Annotated in this window: 12 protein-coding genes; 5 read left to right on the plus strand and 7 right to left on the minus strand. The window is 73.9% G+C overall.

The window, feature by feature from the left end; translation table 11 throughout:
- Positions 1 to 82: 82 nt before the first annotated feature.
- Entirely contained in the window at positions 83 to 1,366 is a 1,284-nt protein-coding gene (locus TPA0908_RS07355; protein WP_281935861.1) for an ABC transporter substrate-binding protein, read from the minus strand.
- 383 nt (positions 1,367 to 1,749) lie between these two features.
- On the opposite strand from TPA0908_RS07355, the gene TPA0908_RS07360 reads away from it, so the two are divergent.
- Positions 1,750 to 2,769, plus strand: coding sequence for a LacI family DNA-binding transcriptional regulator (locus TPA0908_RS07360; RefSeq protein WP_281935863.1), 1,020 nt, complete (start codon positions 1,750 to 1,752; stop codon positions 2,767 to 2,769).
- Between the two features lie 18 nt (positions 2,770 to 2,787).
- Here TPA0908_RS07360 and TPA0908_RS07365 read toward each other — a convergent pair whose 3' ends face one another.
- Positions 2,788 to 5,256: a putative bifunctional diguanylate cyclase/phosphodiesterase gene (locus tag TPA0908_RS07365; RefSeq protein WP_281935865.1), complete on the minus strand. Its 2,469-nt coding sequence runs from the start codon at positions 5,254 to 5,256 to the stop codon at positions 2,788 to 2,790.
- Between the two features lie 227 nt (positions 5,257 to 5,483).
- Here TPA0908_RS07365 and TPA0908_RS07370 point away from each other — a divergent pair, with 227 nt between their 5' ends.
- Positions 5,484 to 5,894, plus strand: coding sequence for a PH domain-containing protein (locus TPA0908_RS07370; protein ID WP_281935866.1), 411 nt, complete (start codon positions 5,484 to 5,486; stop codon positions 5,892 to 5,894).
- On the opposite strand, the gene TPA0908_RS07375 is transcribed toward TPA0908_RS07370, so the two are convergent.
- Positions 5,888 to 6,814: a 2-hydroxyacid dehydrogenase gene (locus TPA0908_RS07375; protein WP_281935867.1), complete on the minus strand. Its 927-nt coding sequence runs from the start codon at positions 6,812 to 6,814 to the stop codon at positions 5,888 to 5,890. The genes TPA0908_RS07370 and TPA0908_RS07375 overlap by 7 nt on opposite strands.
- Positions 6,815 to 6,956: 142 nt before the next feature.
- Here TPA0908_RS07375 and TPA0908_RS07380 point away from each other — a divergent pair, with 142 nt between their 5' ends.
- The 3 genes from TPA0908_RS07380 (at position 6,957) to TPA0908_RS07390 (ending at position 11,717) form a co-directional block, all read left to right on the plus strand.
- Complete coding sequence (locus tag TPA0908_RS07380; RefSeq protein WP_281935868.1) at positions 6,957 to 8,762, plus strand: SpoIIE family protein phosphatase; 1,806 nt, start codon at positions 6,957 to 6,959, stop codon at positions 8,760 to 8,762.
- Between the two features lie 117 nt (positions 8,763 to 8,879).
- Positions 8,880 to 10,055: a PQQ-dependent sugar dehydrogenase gene (locus tag TPA0908_RS07385; RefSeq protein ID WP_281935870.1), complete on the plus strand. Its 1,176-nt coding sequence runs from the start codon at positions 8,880 to 8,882 to the stop codon at positions 10,053 to 10,055.
- Positions 10,056 to 10,109: 54 nt separating this feature from the next.
- The gene (locus tag TPA0908_RS07390; RefSeq protein ID WP_281935872.1) at positions 10,110 to 11,717 is read left to right on the plus strand and encodes a metallophosphoesterase family protein; all 1,608 of its coding nucleotides are present in this window, start codon (positions 10,110 to 10,112) and stop codon (positions 11,715 to 11,717) included.
- Between the two features lies 1 nt (position 11,718).
- On the opposite strand, the gene TPA0908_RS07395 is transcribed toward TPA0908_RS07390, so the two are convergent.
- The 4 genes from TPA0908_RS07395 to gatC all read right to left on the minus strand — a co-directional run bounded on the left by TPA0908_RS07395 (position 11,719) and on the right by gatC (position 17,461).
- Positions 11,719 to 14,067 (minus strand): transketolase-like TK C-terminal-containing protein, encoded by a 2,349-nt coding sequence (locus TPA0908_RS07395; RefSeq protein ID WP_281935874.1) that lies wholly within the window; start codon positions 14,065 to 14,067, stop codon positions 11,719 to 11,721.
- Between the two features lie 108 nt (positions 14,068 to 14,175).
- Positions 14,176 to 15,672, minus strand: coding sequence for an Asp-tRNA(Asn)/Glu-tRNA(Gln) amidotransferase subunit GatB (gatB, locus tag TPA0908_RS07400; RefSeq protein ID WP_281935876.1), 1,497 nt, complete (start codon positions 15,670 to 15,672; stop codon positions 14,176 to 14,178).
- 11 nt (positions 15,673 to 15,683) lie between these two features.
- Positions 15,684 to 17,159, minus strand: a complete 1,476-nt coding sequence (gatA, locus tag TPA0908_RS07405) for an Asp-tRNA(Asn)/Glu-tRNA(Gln) amidotransferase subunit GatA (RefSeq protein WP_281935879.1) — start codon at positions 17,157 to 17,159, stop codon at positions 15,684 to 15,686.
- Positions 17,156 to 17,461, minus strand: a complete 306-nt coding sequence (gene gatC / locus TPA0908_RS07410; protein WP_281935881.1) for an Asp-tRNA(Asn)/Glu-tRNA(Gln) amidotransferase subunit GatC — start codon at positions 17,459 to 17,461, stop codon at positions 17,156 to 17,158. Before gatC ends, gatA begins: the two co-directional genes overlap by 4 nt.
- Positions 17,462 to 17,564 lie beyond the last annotated feature (103 nt).

Raw genomic sequence — 17,564 nt, forward strand, 5'->3', positions numbered from 1 at the left:
GGATCACTCCAGAGCCGAGGTGGGGGTGGACGGGGTACGGCGGTGCCGGAGCGGGTCGGTCCGCTCCGGCACCGGCGGTGCGTCAGGACTTGGCGGCCTTGTCGGCCTCCTTGACCGCCTCGGTCCAGGCGGCGTCGGGCTTCAGCGACTTGTTCTCCACCCGGCGGATGACGTTCTCCACCGCGACCCGGGTCGGGCCGTTCTTCTTGCCCAGGTACTGCGGGGTGAGGCCCTGCGCCATCTTCGGGAAGATCTGGCCGACCGGGGCGTCGTTGAAGAACGGGTTCTTGAAGTCGGCAATGGCCGGGTCGGCGTAGAGCGCCGGCTGCGACGGCAGGTTGCCGACCTTCTTGAAGATCTCGATCTGCTGTTCCGGCGCGACCAGCCACTCCAGCAGCTTGTACGCCTCGTCGACGTGCTTGCCCTGCTTGGGGATGGTCAGGAACGAGCCGCCCCAGTTGCCGCCGCCGCCGGGCACCGCGGCGATGTCCCACTTGCCCTGGGTGCCGGGCGCGGTGTCCTTGATGTGGCCGAGCATCCACGCCGGGCAGGCGAGCACCGCGAACGCGCCGCTGGTGAAGCCCTTGTCCCAGTCGGCCTGGAAGCTGACCAGGTTGGCGGAGAGCCCGCCCTGGACGGCCTTGACCGTGTAGTCGAACGCGACCTTCGGGCCCTGCTCCATCTGGAGCTGCTCCTGGTCGTTGTAGAAGCCGACCTGCTGCTGCCCGAGGATCGGGTTGAACAGGTTCGTACCGGCGTCGATGAACTTCTTCTTGGTCTTGCCGGTGTACTGCTGGCCGACCTCCAGGAACTTGTCCCAGGTGGGCCAGAGCGCGGAGACCTGGTCGCGGTCGGTGGGCAGGCCGGCGGCCTTGAACAGGTCGGTGCGGTAGCACATGGCCAGGCCGCCCACGTCGGTGCCGAGACCGATCTGCGTCTTGCCGTCGGCGGACAGCGACTGCTTCCACTTCCAGGGCAGGTACTTGCTCTCGTACGAACCGGCGCCCTTGTCCAGCAGGTTGACGAACTTGTCGGACTGGCTGCGGAACTGGACCATGAAGCCCTCGTCGATCGCCGCGATGTCCGGCGCGCCGTTGCCGGCGACGAGCTTCTTCTGCAGGTCCTCGTGCTGGGCGTTGTACTCGCCCGAGTTGAGCTGGATCTTGACGTTGGGGTGGTCGGCCTCGTACTTCGTCTTGAGGTCCTGGAGGCCGAAGTCACCCCAGAAATTGATCTTCAACGTGACCTGGCCGTCGGCCGCGTCCGCGCCGCCGGTGGTGCTCTTGCCGCTACAGGCGGCGACCATGACCAGGCTGACGGCACCGACGGCGGCCGTGCGCGCCCAGTGCGTCCAGGACCGTTTCATGTCATCCTCCGCGCCAAATGGGAACGCTCCCGAGATCGAGAGACGTTGACTGAACCGGATAAGTGAGGCCACCGTACGGTTCGCTCTTTGCACTGTCAACGGCCGGTTAACAGCGAGGCCGTCCCGTAACCTTCCGGACCGGATGGGAGCGCGACCATGCGTGGTGGAGCGCTTTCCGGAGCAGTTTCGGGAGCGTCGGGATGGTGGACACCGGGCCGGATGCCCGTACGCTGAACCGCACAAGTGACCAACTGTGCGGTTCAGTCGCCGGCCGGCCGCCGCGCCGACCGGCCGACGGGCCGGGTGCAGTAGCGTCACTCCCCGCCGCCACCCGGCGGCCGGAAGGCGCCCGCGAGGGCTGGACACAGTGGAGGAACGCTGCGGTGAAGCGGCCGACCATCGCCGACGTCGCCCGGCGCGCCGGGGTCTCCAAGGGCGCGGTCTCGTATGCGCTGAACGGGCAGCCCGGCGTCTCCGAGGCGACCCGCCAGCGCATCCTGGCCATCGCCGCCGAGATCGGCTTCAGCCCGAGCAGCGCCGCGCGGGCGCTCTCCGGCGCCACCGCCAAGGCGGTCGGGCTGGCGCTGTGCCGGCCCGCCCGGATACTGGGCATCGAGCCGTTCTTCATGGAGCTGATCAGCGGCGTCGAGGCGGAACTCTCCGCCCGCTCGTACGCGCTCACGCTCCAGGTGGTCACCGACCAGGAGGCGGAGATCGCGGTCTACCGCCGGTGGTGGGCCGAGCGCCGAGTCGACGGCGTCTTCGTCTGCGACCTGCGCACCGACGACCGGCGGGTGCCCGCGCTGGAGGAGCTGCAACTGCCCGCCGTGGTCATCGGCGGCCCCGGGCACACCGGCACCCTGGCCAGCGTCTGGTCCGACGACGCGGCAGCCCTGGTCGAGACCGTCGAATACCTGGTCGCGCTCGGGCACCGGCGGATCGCCCGGGTCGGCGGGCTCCCCTCGCTGCTGCACACCGAGATCCGCACCGACGCGTTCACCGACGTGTGCCGGCGGCTCGGGCTGGACGAGGCGAGCACGGTCTGGTCCGACTACACCGGCGAGGAGGGCGCGCGGGCCACCCGCCGGCTGCTCAGCTCCGCCAACCGCCCGACCGCGGTGATCTACGACAACGACGTGATGGCCATCGCCGGGCTGTCCGTGGCGCAGGAGATGGGGCTGGCCGTCCCCGGCGACCTCTCGATCGTCGCCTGGGACGACTCACCGCTCTGCCAGCTCGTGCACCCGCCGCTGACCGCGCTGGGCCGGGACATCCCGGCGTACGGGTCGCACGCCGCCCGACAGCTCCTCGCCGTGATCGCCGGGGAGCCGGTGACCGAGTTGCAGGACGAGACCGCCCACCTGACGCCGCGCGGCAGCACCGCCCCGCCGCGTCAACGCTGAACCGGTTAAGTCAGCTCCTCACCGGGACGCCGAGGGGAACTCCTCGAACCACGCCTCGACCCGCTCCGCGGTCGCCGGCCTGGCCAGCGCGAAGCCCTGGCCGTACCGGCAACCGGCCCGGCGGGCGCCGGCCACCTGACCGTCGGACTCCAGCCCCTCCACCACCACCTCCACGCCGAGCCGGTCGCCGAGGTTCGCCACCACGTCGATCAGCGGACGCTGCCCGTCCCCGCCCGGCGCCACCAGGTGCGGGCCCACCTTGAGCAGGTCGATCGGCAACCGGCGGAGCTGGGCGAGCGAGGCGTGTTCGGCGCGGAAGTCGTCGAGCGCGGTGCGCACCCCGAGCGACCGCAGGCCGGCCAGCCGCGCCGTCACGGTGGGCAACTCCGCCCCCACCGCCGGTTCGGCCACCTCCACCACCAGCCGTTCCGGCGGCACGTCGTACGCCGCCAACGCGGTCGCGGTTCGCGCCACGAAGTCCGTCGCGGCCAGCTCCCGCGGCGTCACGTTGACCGCCATCCACAGCTCGCGGCCCCCCTCCGACCAGGCGGCGAGCTGCCGGCAGGCCCGGTCCACCACCCACCACCCGACCTCACCGAGCAGGTCCAGGTCGGCCGCCACCGGCAGCAGCTCCGCCGGCAGCACGGTGCCCAGCGCCGGGCTGCGCCAGCGCAACAGCGCCTCGGTGCCGACCGGCATCCGGTCGGCCAGCGCCACCACCGGCTGGTAGACCAGATCCAGCTCGCCCCGGGCCACCGCGCCGGGCAGCTCCCGTTCCAGGTCGAGCCGGCGGACCAGTTGCTCCTCCAGGTAGGCGTCGTACCACTCGATCCGCTCCCGGCCGAGCTGCGCCGCCCGCCGCCGGGCCAGGTCGGCCTGGCGCAGCACGTCCTCCGGGTCGCCACCGGTCGTCTCGGCCAGCCCGACGCTGACCCGGAGCGGGGTGCCGCCCTCGGGCCGGGGGTACGGCTCGGCGAGCGCCGTCAGCAGCCGCGTGCCCAGCGCGTACGCGGGCACCGGCCCGAGGTCGGTGAGCACGGCGAACCCGGTGTCGCCGACGCGGGCGACCAGATCGTGCCGACCGCAGCCGGCGCGCAGCCGGCGCCCCACCTCGACCAGCGCCGGCCCGTCCGGCGGGGCCGCCTCGTCGCCGTGCACGTCCACCAGGAGGAGCGCGCCGCCGCTGCGCAGGGACAGTGCCCGCACCAGCTCGGCCCGGGTCAACAACGCCGGCTCACCGCCGTCGTCGCCCACGCCGACCAGCCGCCGCAGCCACGCCTCGCTGGCCGCGAGCCGCTCCACCCGGCGGCGCTGGTCGGCGGCGGCCAGCAGCTCACCCACCATGATCGGCGGGATGACCGCCAGGCCCAGGGCCATCGCCGCCGGGGTGAACTCGCCCACCGTGCCCAGGTGCACGCCGGCCGCGAGCGCGGCGATGCCGGCCGGCGCGGTGAGCCGGGGCCACGCGGCCGGCGCGGCCCCGTGGTGCGGTCGCTCCCCCGCCGAGGTACGCCGGGCGCCGGCGGCGATCAGCAGCGCACCGGCCAGCACCGGCGGCGCGACGGCCGACAGCGCGCGATCCGGAACGTCGTACGCGAGCAGCACCACCAGCAGCGCCAACCCGCCCAGCGTGAGACCGGCGCCGGCGTGGCAGCACGCGGCGCCCGGCCGACGCCGGCGTTCGGAGACCGCCGCCATGGCGAGCACGGCCAACGCCAGCGCCCCGCCACCGGTGGCGACCCACGCGACCGGCGGCACCGGGCCGGCGGGCAGCAGCATCCAGCCGGCGAAGACCAGGCTGACGCCGAGCGCGAGGACGTCGACGGTGCGGCGCAGGCGTTCCCGGCCGGGGAGCCGGGACCGACCCGGCAGGCGGAGCAGCGCGGCGGCGTGCAGCGGCGCGGTGAGGCCGAGCCCGACCAGCGCCACCGGCAGCCGGTGCGCCGGGTCGCTCAGCGGCAGCACCGCGACGGTGAGCCCGGCGACCAGGACGGCCGCGTCGAGAATCGCGGCGACCCGGCGGGACAGCGCCACCCGGCGGGCCTGCCGGCCGGTCGCGCTGCCCGGGCCGGGTGGGCCCACCCGGCCGGTCGCCTCGACCCGGCCCGGGGCGGTGGTCCGCTCGGCCGGCCCGGAGCCGCCCGCCCCCGGTACGCCGAGGCAGGTCCTCGGCCGACCCGGAACGGCGCGCGGCGTCGAGTTCGGATGGCCGGCCCCGGTCACGCCGCGGCGCGTCCGGGCCGAGGGCAGGGGGCCTCGGGTCGGGACGGCGCGAGGTGCCGGCGCCGGCGTGGGCGGCACGCCCGCCAGCCACGCGAGCCGGACGCAGGCGAGGGCGGAGGCGCCGGCCACGGCGAGCGCCGCGGCGGCGGGACCGGGCACGACCCCGGCGATGCCCGCCAGCAGGAAGGACATGCCGAGGACCGACACGGCGAGGTCGGGCAGCGGTGGCCGCCGGCGGGGTCCGGCGGAGGGGATGACGGGCACGGCGGTCGCCTTCGTGAGGGGGCACGGGGCGGTGCTGTTGCGGTGCGACGTGCGGGGTCGGGCAGGCACGGTCGCATCGGCGTGGACCGCTGCGGCCATGCCTAAGAACGATCCCGGAATCGGCCGGTGACGGCACGTTGTTAGTGACGTGCGTCACAATCAAGTCAGGCAGCCTCGACCCGGGGGCGGCGCAGGGGCGTGAGCTGGTCGGATGCGATCATCGGAGCGTGAGTCGCGCCGACACCGTCCGTTTCCGTCCCAACCAGGCCATCCTGGTGGCCGCCATCGTCGCCTTCATCGGCGCGCTGCCGCTGGCCACCGCCCGGTGGTGGCTGCTCTGGGTGCTGCTGGTGCCGCTCGGGATCGGGCTGTGGGCGTGGCGGTCCGGCACCGACGCCGACGCCCGGGAGCTACGGCTGCGGGCACTCGTCGGGCAGCGACGGGTGCCCTGGGACCGGGTCGCCGAGCTGGCCGGCGACGCCCGTGGCCGGGCCGTCGTCCGGCTCGACGACGGGCAGGTGCTCGTGCTGCCCGCGGTACGCGCCACCGAACTCCCCCGGCTGGTCGCCGCCACCGGGCAGCGCCTTCCCGACGACGGCACCGGTCGGGAGCAGCCCGACGACGACACCGGTCAGTAGCCGTCCACCACCCGGTTCGTCAGCTCCTCCCCGGCCACGAAGCGACGCAGTTGCGCCCCCACCAGCCGGTACGCGCGCGGCAGCAGACCGCGCACCGAGCCGGCGACGTGTGGGGTGAGCAGCACGTTCGGCAGCTCCCACAGCGGATGGTCGGCCGGCAGCGGCTCCGGGTCGGTGACGTCCAGCGCGGCCCGGAGCCGCCCCGACGCCAGCTCGGCGAGCAGCGCCGGCGTCCGGGCCACCGGCCCCCGCGCGGCGTTCACCAGCAACGCGCCGTCCGGCATCGCGGCGAGGAACCGCTCGTCGACCAGACCCCGGGTCTGCCCGGTCAGCGGCACCAGCAGCACCACCACGTCCGCGGCGGGCAGCAGGGCGGGCAGGTCGGCCACCCCGTGCACGTCCTCGTCGGGGCGGGCGGTGCGGGCGACGAGCGTGAAGCTCACCTCGAACGGGGCGAGCCGGGCGCGTACCGCCGCGCCGATCGAGCCGGCGCCGACGATCAGCACCCGCTTGCCGGCCAGCTCGTCGGTCGGGGCGACCTCGTCGTACGCCCATTCCCGGCGAGCCTGGGCGCGGGCCAGCGGCGCGAATCCGCGCAGCGCGGACAGGATCGCGCCGACCACCCACTCGGCGGTGGCCGAGTCGTGCACGCCGCGGGCGTCGCAGAGCGTCACGCCGGCCGGCATCCGACCCGCCCACGCGTCCGCGCCGGCGGAGAGCAACTGCACCACCTCGACGTCCGGCAGGTCGGCCAGGAGCGCGCCGGCGTCCGGGCCGGCCAGGAACGGCGGCACCCAGAACCGCACCCCGGCCGGGGACGACGGGAGGCGGGCCGGATCGGTCAGCACCTCCACGGTGACGTCGGGCGGCAGTTCGCCGAGCAGGCGACGACCGTCGGGGTGCGGAATCCATGCCTTCACGACCGCCGACGATATCCGTAGCCGCAGGTAGACGCCGCGGCGGCCGTGACGAACGCCCCGCCGGGGGTCGGACACCAGTGCGACAGGGTTTAATCGGGGGCGGGACGCCGGCCGGCGTCGCGGTGCGCACGACAGGGGGGCGATGAGCGAGGACGACCCGGAGCGGAAGGCGGCGCCGATTCCGGCGCTTACCGATCCCGACCGGCTGCGGTCCCTCGACGAGACACGCCTCGACGCGGTGCCGGACGAGGCGTTCGATCGGTTCGCGCGGCTGGTCGGCGACCTGCTCGACGTGCCGGTCGCGCTGGTCTCCCTGGTCGACGCGGATCGCCAGTTCTTCCCCGGCGCGACCGGGCTGCCGCAGCCCTGGGCCGATCGCCGGGAGACCCCGCTCAGCCACTCGTTCTGCCAGCACGTCGTCGACATCGAGGTGCCGATGGTGCTGCCCGACGCCCGGCTCTACCCACGGGTGCGGTTGAACCTCGCCATCGAGGACCTCGGCGTGGTGGCGTACGCGGGCATGCCGCTGACCGACCTGGAGGGGCGGGTGCTCGGCTCGCTCTGCGCCATCGACAGCAAGCCCCGCGCCTGGACCAGGGAGCAGTTGCGTACGCTCGCCGACCTGGCCGCCGCCTGCTCGTCGGAGTTGCGGCTGCGGATCGCGGTCCGCAGCGCCGAACAGGCCCGCCGCCGCGCGGAGGAGGCCCACGACCGGCTCGCGATGCTGGCCGGGATGAGCGAGATGCTCGGCGGCACGCTCGACGTGACCACCGCGGTCGACCGCCTGGCGCACGCCATGGTGCCGCTGTTGGCCGACTGGTGCCTGATCACGCTGGTCGACCCGGCGGGCCGGCCGCGCAGCGTCTCCGGCGTGCACCGGGACGGGGACCGCCGCGCCGACCTGGCCCGTTTCGCCTCGCTGCTGACCACCGGGCTCGGCCCGGAGTCGCTGATCCGCTCGGTGCTGCGCTCCGGTCGGCCGGTGATGAGCAGCGCCGCCGGCATCGCGGACGTGGCGCGCGGCACCACCCGCCCGGAGCTGGTGCCGCTTGCCGAACGGCTCGGCATCGGCTCGCACCTGACGGTGCCCATCACCGCCGTCGGCGACCGGGTGATCGGCACCGTCACGCTTGTCAACCGCGCCGGCCGGCGCGGGTTCGACGCGAGCGACCTGCGCACCGCGCAGGACATCGGGGTACGCGCCGGCCAGGCGGTCGGCAACAGCCGGCTCTACGGCGAGCAGCGGCACGTGGCCGAGGTGCTCCAGCACAGCATGCTGCCGGTGCTGCCGACCGTGTCCGGGATGGAACTGGCCGCCCGCTACCTGCCGGCGGCGGACCGGGTCGAGGTCGGCGGCGACTGGTACGACGCGTTCGTCCAGCCCGACGGCGAGCTGATCGCCGCCATCGGTGACGTCGCCGGCCACGACATCGAGGCCGCCGCCACCATGGGCCAGTTGCGGAATCTGGTCCGGGGCAACGCGTACGGGCGGGACGATCCGGTGGAGGAGTTGGTGGCCAACCTCGACCGGGCCATCGGTGGGCTCCGGGTGCCGACGGTCGCCACCGCCGTGCTGGCCCGGGTCCGGCCCGGCGACGGTGGGCTCCAGGTCCGCTGGTGCAATGCCGGGCACCCGCCGCCGGTGCTGATCCGCGCCGACGGCACGGTGTCGGTGGCGGAGGGACGCGGTCCGCTGCTCGGTCTGGTCCGCCCGCCCCGGCGCACCGGCCGGACGCTGACACTCGCTCCGGGCGACACGCTGCTGCTGCACACCGACGGTCTGATCGAGCGCCGCGACCAGCCGATCGACGAGGGGCAGGCGGAGCTGCTCGACCGGCTCGCCGCCGACGGTCCCGACGTGCCGCTGGCCGCGCTCTGCGACCGGCTGCTGGCCGCCGCGCACCGCCGCGAGGACGACGTCGCCGTGCTCGCCCTGCGCGCCGGTTGAGCGGCCGGCCCGCACCACGTCATCCGCACCCGGCGCCCGGACACGGCCCGGACACGGCGGTCACCGGCGGCGCTCGTCCGGCCCGGTTCGCCGTCGCGTGCGGCTACGCTGGGCCGGGTGAGCCCGCGACTCCCGTACCCCCGCGCCCACCGCCTCCGGACGGCGCTGGCGGCGTCCTGCGCGGCGCTGCTGCTGGGCACCGCCGGCTGCGCACTCGGCGAGCCCGAGCCGGACCCGGCCGGCGAGCCACCCAACCTGCCGACGCCGTCGAGCACGGCCAGCCCCGGCGGGGCGAGCCAGCAGGTGGTGGCCACGGTGCTGGCGAAGGGGCTGGCGGTGCCGTGGGCGATCGCGTTCCTGCCCGACGGCGCGGCGCTGGTCACCGAGCGGGACAGCGGCCGGATCGTCCAGGTCGGCCCGGAGTCGGGGCCGGACGGGCTGGCCGTCCGGCCGGTGCAGACGGTGCCCGGCGTGGCGGCCGGCGGTGAGGGGGGCCTGCTCGGCATCGCCGTCTCGCCGAAGTACGCGCAGGACCGGATGATCTTCGTCTACTACACGGCCGAGGCCGACAACCGGGTCGCGAAGCTGCGGCTGGGTCAGACGCCGACGCCGATCCTCACCGGCATCCCGAAGGCCGGCAACCACGACGGCGGCGGCCTGGGTTTCGGCCCGGACGGCTTCCTCTACGTGAGCACCGGGGACGCCGGGCGCACCGCGAACGCGCAGGACCCGAAGAGCCTCGCCGGCAAGATCCTCCGGATCAACCCGGACGGCAAGCCGGCCCCGGGCAACCCGACCGCCGGTTCGCCGGTGTGGTCCTCGGGGCACCGCAACGTGCAGGGCTTCGCCTGGATGCCGGACAAGCGGATGTACGCGGTGGAGTTCGGCCAGAACACCTGGGACGAGATCAACCAGATCAACCAGGGCGGCAACTACGGCTGGCCGCAGGTCGAGGGGCGCGGCGACGACAACCGCTACGTGGACCCGGTCGTGCAGTGGCGCACCGCCGACGCGTCCTGCTCCGGGCTGGCCGCCGTGGAGCGGCTGCTGGTCGCCGCGTGCCTGCGCGGGCAGCGGCTGTGGCTGGTCGAGCTGGCCGGCAACGGGACCGTCCTGGGCCAGCCGCGCGAGCTGCTCACCGGGCGGTACGGTCGGCTGCGCGCCGCCGCCGTGGCGCCGGACGGCTCGATCTGGGTGAGCACCTCGAACCGGGACGGCCGGGGCCGGCCGGCCGCCGAGGACGACCGGATCCTGCGGCTGGTCCTCGCGGACGGCGGCGCCGGCCGGAGCTGAGCCGCTTCGGGCAGGTTTGCCAAGATCACTCACTGGGCAGGTCAGAATCTCAGCATGGACGGCCAGGAGAACGAAGAGGAGCGCGCCGGGAACCCGACGTCCCCGGCGACCGGACGCGCCCGCCGCCTCGCGGCCTGGCGGCCGGGCCACCGGCTGCGCCGGGTCGGCGTGGCGCTGGCGCTGCTCGCGGTCACGCTCGGCGGCATCGTGGTCGGCACGTACGCCGGCGGCCACGTCGGCACCGACATCGGCCCGTTCCGGGCGGAGCTGAAGCTCAGCCCGTCGCTGAGCGGCGGCACCACCGTCGACATCCCGCCGTTGGGCGCGTTGCTGCTGGACAGCCACGACGGGCCGGCGTACCTGACCGTCGAGGTGGGCTCCCTGGACCAGCGACGCACCGAGGCACTCATCGACGATCCGGCGAGCATCAGCCGGGCCAGCCAGTCGGCGGTGCAGGACGTCCGCGACGGCGTGATGCGGCTCGGCCTGCGGACGCTCGCCGCGGCGGTGCTGGCCACCCTGCTCCTGGCCGGGCTGGTCTTCCGCGACGTGCGGCGGACCGCCTGGGCCGGCGGGTTGGCGCTGGTCATCACCGCCGGCAGTCTCGGCCTGGGCGCGGCCACCCTGCGGCCACAGGCGATCGAGGAACCGCGGTACGAGGGGCTGCTGGTCAACGCGCCCGCGATCGTGGGTGACGCGCGGCGGATCGCCAACGACTACACCAAGTACGCGGAGCAGCTCCAGCGGCTGGTCGGCAACGTCAGCAAGCTCTACACCACGGTCTCGTCGCTGCCGGTGGTGCAGCCGTCCCCGGGCACCACCCGGGTGCTGCACGTCTCGGACATGCACCTCAACCCGACCGGCTGGCAGCTGATCCGCACGGTGGTCGAGCAGTTCGGCATCGACGTCGTGATCGACACCGGCGACCTCACCGACTGGGGCAGCGAGCCGGAGGCGTCCTACGTCGGTTCGATCGGCCTGCTCAAGAAGCCCTACGTCTACATCCGCGGCAACCACGACTCGCCGCGGACCGCCGCGGCGGTGGCCCAGCAGCCGAACGCCGTGGTGTTGAACAACTCGACCACGACCGTGGCCGGGCTGACCATCGCCGGCATCGGCGATCCGCGGTTCACCCCGGACAAGGAGACCTCGCCGGCCGGCAGCGGACTCACGTCGGCGGTGGCCGACCAGGTGATCGGCGCCGGCGAGCAGCTCGCCGCCACGGTGGAGAAGTCACCGCGGAAGGTGGACGTGGCGCTGGTGCACGACCCGGCGTCGGCCGGGCCGCTCTCCGGCACCTGCCCGCTGGTGCTCTCCGGGCACACCCACGCCCGCCAGGTGTCGAAGCTGCCGCAGGTGCCGGGCGAGCAGCCGACGACGCTGATGGTGGAGGGCTCGACCGGTGGGGCCGGGCTGCGCGGGCTGGAGGGCGAGAAGCCGACGCCGCTGGCCATGACGGTGCTCTACTTCGACCAGCAGAAGCTGCTCCAGGCGTACGACGAGATCACCGTGGGCGGCACCGGGCAGTCGCAGGTCAACCTGGAACGGCACGTCATCCGGGACCCGGCCAAGGGCGACGAGGTGCCGGTCACCCCGACGCCGACCCGCGGCGCCCCGGAATCGGGATCGCCCAGCGCGACCCCGGCCCCGACCCCGAGCTGACTCAGCGCAGGGCGAGCGCGGCCAGCGCCGCGTTGACGATGCTGCCGGGCAGCAGGTCGTGCAGCTCGTACAGCTCCCGGACGGTGCCGGACTGACCGAACTCGTCCACCCCGAGCGGCACCGCCGGGGCGCCGACCGCCGAACCGAGCCAGGCCATCGCGTGCGAGGCCGCGTCCTGCACGGTCACCACCGGCACCCGGTCGGCGAACGCCGACCGCAGCGCGCCGGGCACGCTCGGCACGGTGGCGGTCCGCACGCCCTGACGCAGCGTCCGTTGCCACGCGCGGTAGAGCCGGTCCAGGCTGGTCACGTCCACCACGTGCGCCGCCACGCCCTCCTCCGCCAGCTCCGCGGCGGCGGCCAGCACCTCCGGCAGCACCGCGCCGGAGGCGGCGAGTTGCACGACCGGGGCGTCCGCCAGATCCGGGTACGCCTGGTGCGCGTCGACGAGCCGGTACGCCCCGGCCACCACCTGCCGGCGCAGCACCGCGTCACCGAGCCGGGCCCGCGCCGCCTCGAACGGCGCCTGGTCGATCGGTCGGGTGCTGAGCCGGAAGTAGTACGCCCCGTCCTCGGCCGGCGCGGCGGTGACGGCCGGCGCGGCGCCGCCGGCGATCTGCCCGAGCGCGTCGCAGAGCAGCCAGTCCAGGCTGCCGGCGTACGCGGGTTCCAGGAACGTCACCCCGGGCAGCTCCAGGCCCACCGACGCGGTGATGGTGGACTGGTGCGCGCCGCCCTCGGGCGCCAGCGTGATGCCGGACGGGGTGCCGGCCACCACGAACCGCGAACCCGAGTAGGTGCCGTACAGGAACGCGTCGAGCCCGCGCAGCACGAACGGGTCGTAGACCGTGCCGACCGGCAGCAGTGGCTGGCCGGACAGGTCCCAGGAGAGGCCGAGCTGGCCCAGCAGCAGGAACAGATTCATCTCGGAGATGCCCAGCTCGATGTGCTGCCCGGCGGGGCTCTCCGTCCAGCGCAGCATCCGGTCCTCGGTCCACGAACGCTGCTCGGTCGGGGCGAACACACTTGTCTTGTTGATGAAGCCGGCCAGGTTGGTCGAGGTGGCCACGTCCGGCGCGGTGGTCACCAGGTAGGGCGCCACCTGCGGGTCACGGGCCAGGTCGACGAGCACCCGGCCGAACACCTCCTGGGTGGAGACCGGCTTGTTCGCGCGTACCCGGGTCGACTCCGGCACGGTGACGCCCAGCGCCCGCTCGCGCGGCGCGCGGGACAGCGCCTCCCGGCGTTCGCCGGCCCAGATGCCGGCCGGGGACGCCGGGTCGAGGCGGTCCCACTCGGTCTCCGCGGTCAGGCCGTGCGCCGTCCGCAGCGCGGCCACCTGTTCGGTGCTCAGCAGCGCCGAGTGGTTGCGCGGGTTGCCGGCGATCGGCAGCCCCCAGCCCTTCACCGTGTACGCGAACACCACGCTGGGCCGGTCGGTGACCGCGTCGCACTGGGCGTACGCGTCGAGCAGCGCCTGCGCGTCGTGCCCGCCCAGGTCGGTGACGAGCGGGCCCAGCTCGTCGTCCGGGACGTCGGCGACGAACGCGGTCACCTCGTCCGGCGCGCCGTCCAGGAACTGCTTGCGCAGGACCGGCCCGGCCAGGCCGAACAGCGACTGGTACTGCTCGTTCGGCATCCGGTCGATCCAGTCGCGCAGCGCCGCGCCGCCCGGCCGGGCGTACGCCTCGGCGAGCCGGCGACCGTACTTGACCTCGACGACGTGCCAGCCGGCGGCCTCGAACTGACCCCGCCACTGGTTGATCCGGATGCCGGGGACGACCCGGTCCAGCGACTGGCGGTTGAAGTCGACGAGCCACATCACGTTGCCCAGGCCGGTGGTGGCCGGGTCGGCGACCGCCTCCCAGATGTTGCCCTCGTCCAGCTCCGCGTCGCCGATCAGCGCGATGAACCGGGAGTGCGGGCGCGCGCCGAAGTGCGCGTCGACGTAGCGGCGGGTGACGGCGGCGAACAGCGGCGCGGCGGCGCCCAGGCCGACCGAGCCGGTGGAGAAGTCCACCTCGTCCGGGTCCTTGGTCCGCGACGGGTACGACTGGAGCCCGCCCCGCGCGCGCAGCTTCGGCAGGTAGGACCGGTCCAGGTTGCCGAGCAGGTACTGGATGGCGTGGAACACCGGGGAGGCGTGCGGCTTCACCGCGACCCGGTCCTCGGCGTCCAGGTGCTGGAACCAGAGCGCGGTCATCGCGGTCACCAGCGACGCGCTCGACGCCTGGTGGCCGCCGACCTTCACCCCGTCGCCGGTGTCCCGGTCGTGGTTGGCCGCGTCGACGATGCGGGTGGCGAGCCAGAGCACCCGGCGCTGGATCTCGTCGAGGACGTCGGTGTTCACGCTGTCTCCATCCGGGCGTCGCCGTTGACGCCCTCGGTGTGGGGGTGAGGTGTCAGGAAGGGCCCCCTCTTATGCACCAGGCGTTAAGAAGGGGCCCTTCCTTGCACGTCAGGCAGCGCCGAGGCGCTCCAGGATCAACTCGCGGACGGTCTTCGCGTCCGCCTGGCCGCGGGTGGTCTTCATGACGGCGCCGACCAACGCGCCGGCCGCCGCGACCTTGCCGCTGCGGATCTTGTCGGCGATGGCCGGGTTGGCGGCGATCGCCTCGTCCACGGCGGCGGTGAGCGCGCCGGTGTCCGAGACGACCTCCAGGTTTCGGGCGGTCATGATCTCGGTCGGCGAGCCCTCGCCGGCCACCACGCCCTCCAGCACCGTACGGGCCAGCTTGTCGTTGAGCTTGCCGGCGTCGACCAGGCCCTGAAGCTCGGCCACCTGCGCCGGGGTCGCCCCGATGTCGGCCAGCTCCACGCCGGTCTCGTTGGCGCGCCGGGACAGCTCACCGAGCCACCACTTGCGGGCCGCCGCCGGGGTGGCGCCGGCCGCCACGGTGGCCTCGATCAGCTCCACCGCGCCGGCGTTGACCACCGACTGCATGTCCAGGTCGGAGAGGCCCCAGTCCTGCTGGATCCGCTTGCGGCGCAGCCGCGGCAGCTCCGGCAGGGCGGCCTTCAGCTCGGCCACCCAGGCGGTGTCCGGCGCGAGCGGCACCAGGTCCGGCTCCGGGAAGTACCGGTAGTCGGTGGCGGTCTCCTTGGACCGGCCCGACGTGGTGTCGCCGGTGTCCTCGTGGAAGTGGCGCGTCTCCTGGACGATCCGGCCGCCCGCGTCCAGCACCGACGCCTGGCGCAGCATCTCCGAGCGGACCGCCCGCTCGACCGAGCGCAGCGAGTTGACGTTCTTGGTCTCGGTCCGCGTGCCCCACTCCGCGCCGGGCAGGTTCAGCGACGTGTTGACGTCGCAGCGCAGCGAGCCCTCCTCCATCCGCACGTCCGAGACGCCCAGCGAACGGATCACGTCGCGCAGCTCGGCCACGTACGCGCGGGCGATCTCCGGGGCGAGCGCACCGGTGCCGGGGATCGGCTTGGTGACGATCTCGACCAGCGGGATGCCGGCCCGGTTGTAGTCGACGAGCGACTCGGTGGCGCCGTGGATGCGGCCGGTGGCACCACCGACGTGCAGCGTCTTGCCGGTGTCCTCTTCCAGGTGCACCCGCTCGATGCCGATGCGCACCAGCTCGCCGTCGACCTCGACGTCCAGGTGACCGTCGAAGCAGAGCGGCTCGTCGTACTGGCTGATCTGGAAGTTCTTCGGCATGTCCGGGTAGAAGTAGTTCTTCCGGGCGAACCGGCACCACTCGGCGATCGAGCAGTTCAGCGCCAGGCCGATCCGGATGGTCGCCTCGATGGCCGCCTTGTTGGCCACCGGCAGCGAGCCGGGCAGGCCCAGGCACACCGGGCAGACCCGGGTGTTCGGCTCGCCACCGAAGTCGGTCGGGCAGCCGCACCACATCTTGGTGTTCGTGCCCAGCTCGACGTGGGTCTCCAGGCCGATCACCGGTTCGTAGCGCGCGACGACCTCGTCGTACGCGGGCAGTGTCGTCGTCATCTGCTCCTGCCTCACAGTGCTGGTGGGGTGAACGCGCCGACGCTGGACTCCAGTGCGGCGGCCACCCGGTACATCCGGTCGTCGGCCATGGTCGGCGCCATGATCTGCAGACCCACCGGGAGCCCGTCGGACAACCCGCACGGCACCGAGATGGCCGGACCGCCGTAGAGGTTCGTCGGGATGGTGAACAGGTCCGCCAGGTACATCTGGTACGGGTCCGAGGTGCGCGCGCCGATCGGGAACGCCACGAACGGCGTGGTCGGCGAGATCAGCGCGTCCACCTGCTCGAACGCGCTGGTGAAGTCGCGCGTGATCAGCGTGCGGACCTTCTGCGCCTGGCCGTAGTAGGCGTCGTAGTAGCCCGACGAGAGGGCGTACGTGCCGATCATGATGCGCCGCTTCACCTCGGGGCCGAAGCCGGCCTCGCGGGTCAGCGACATGACCTCCTCCAGCGACCGGTTGCCGTCGTCGCCGACCCGCAGGCCGAACCGGACGCCGTCGAAGCGGGCCAGGTTGGAGGAGCACTCGCTCGGCGCGATCAGGTAGTAGGCCGGCAGCGCGTACTTGAAGTGCGGGCAGGAGATCTCGACGATCTCGGCGCCCAGCTTGGCCAGCGCCTCGACCGACTCGCGGAACGCCGCCATCACGCCCGGCTCGGCGCCCTCGCCGGTGAACTCGGTGACCACGCCCAGCTTGACGCCGGTCAGGTCACCGCTCGCGCCGAGCTTCGCCGCGCCCACCACGTCCGGCACCGGGGCCGGGATCGAGGTGGAGTCGCGCGGGTCATGGCCGCCGATCACCTGGTGCAGCAGCGCGGCGTCGAGCACGGTACGCGCGCACGGGCCGGGCGTGTCCAGCGACGAGGAGAACGCCACCAGGCCGTACCGGGAGGTGCCGCCGTAGGTGGGCTTCGCGCCGACCGTTCCGGTGACCGCGCCGGGCTGACGGATCGAGCCGCCGGTGTCCGAGCCGATCGCCAGCGGCGCCTCGTACGCGGCCAGCGCCGCCGCGCTGCCGCCGCCGGAGCCGCCCGGGATGCGCTCGGTGTCCCACGGGTTCCGGGTCGGCCCGTACGCGGAGTACTCCGTGGACGAGCCCATCGCGAACTCGTCCATGTTCGTCTTGCCGAGCATCACCGTGCCGGCGGCCCGCAGCCGCTCGACGATCGTCGAGTCGTACGGCGGACGCCAGCCCTCCAGGATCTTCGACCCGACGGTGGTCGGCACGCCCTTGGTGGTCAGCACGTCCTTGACCGCGACCGGGACGCCGGCCAGCGGGCCCAGCTCCTCACCGGCGGCGCGGCGCTCGTCCACGGCCCGCGCGGCGGCCAACGCGCCGTCGCTGTCGACGTGCAGGAACGCGTGCACCCGGTCGTCGACGGCACCGATCCGGTCCAGGTGGGCGCGGGTGACCTCGACCGCCGAGGCGTCACCGTTGGCGACGAGGCCGGCGAGGTCGACGGCATTGAGCCTGGTCAGGTCGGTCACGATGCCACATCCTCGTCCAGGATCCGCGGAACGCGGAACCGCTGCTCCTCGGCGTCGGGCGCACCCGACAGCACCTCCTGCGGGGTCAGGCTCGGCGTCACCACGTCCTCGCGGAGCACGTTGGTCAGCGGCACCGAGTGGGAGGTCGGCGGGATGTCCGCCGCGGCGACCTCGCCGACCTGCGCGACCGACTGGAGGATCACGTCCAGCTGGCCGGCGAACATGTCCAGCTCCTCCTCGGTGACGGCGAGCCGCGACAGTCGCGCGAGGTGCGCGACCTCCTCGCGGGAGATGGCGGCCATCGGGTGCCCCCTTCGTGGCTGTCCTTCAGACGTCTGCGTGTGCCGGCCGCGCGCCTGACGGAGCACGATGACGCGCGGTGACCGGAGCGAGTCTATTGTCCCG

This window comes from Micromonospora sp. AKA38, from assembly GCF_027925725.1.
Classification (GTDB): Bacteria; Actinomycetota; Actinomycetes; order Mycobacteriales; family Micromonosporaceae; genus Micromonospora.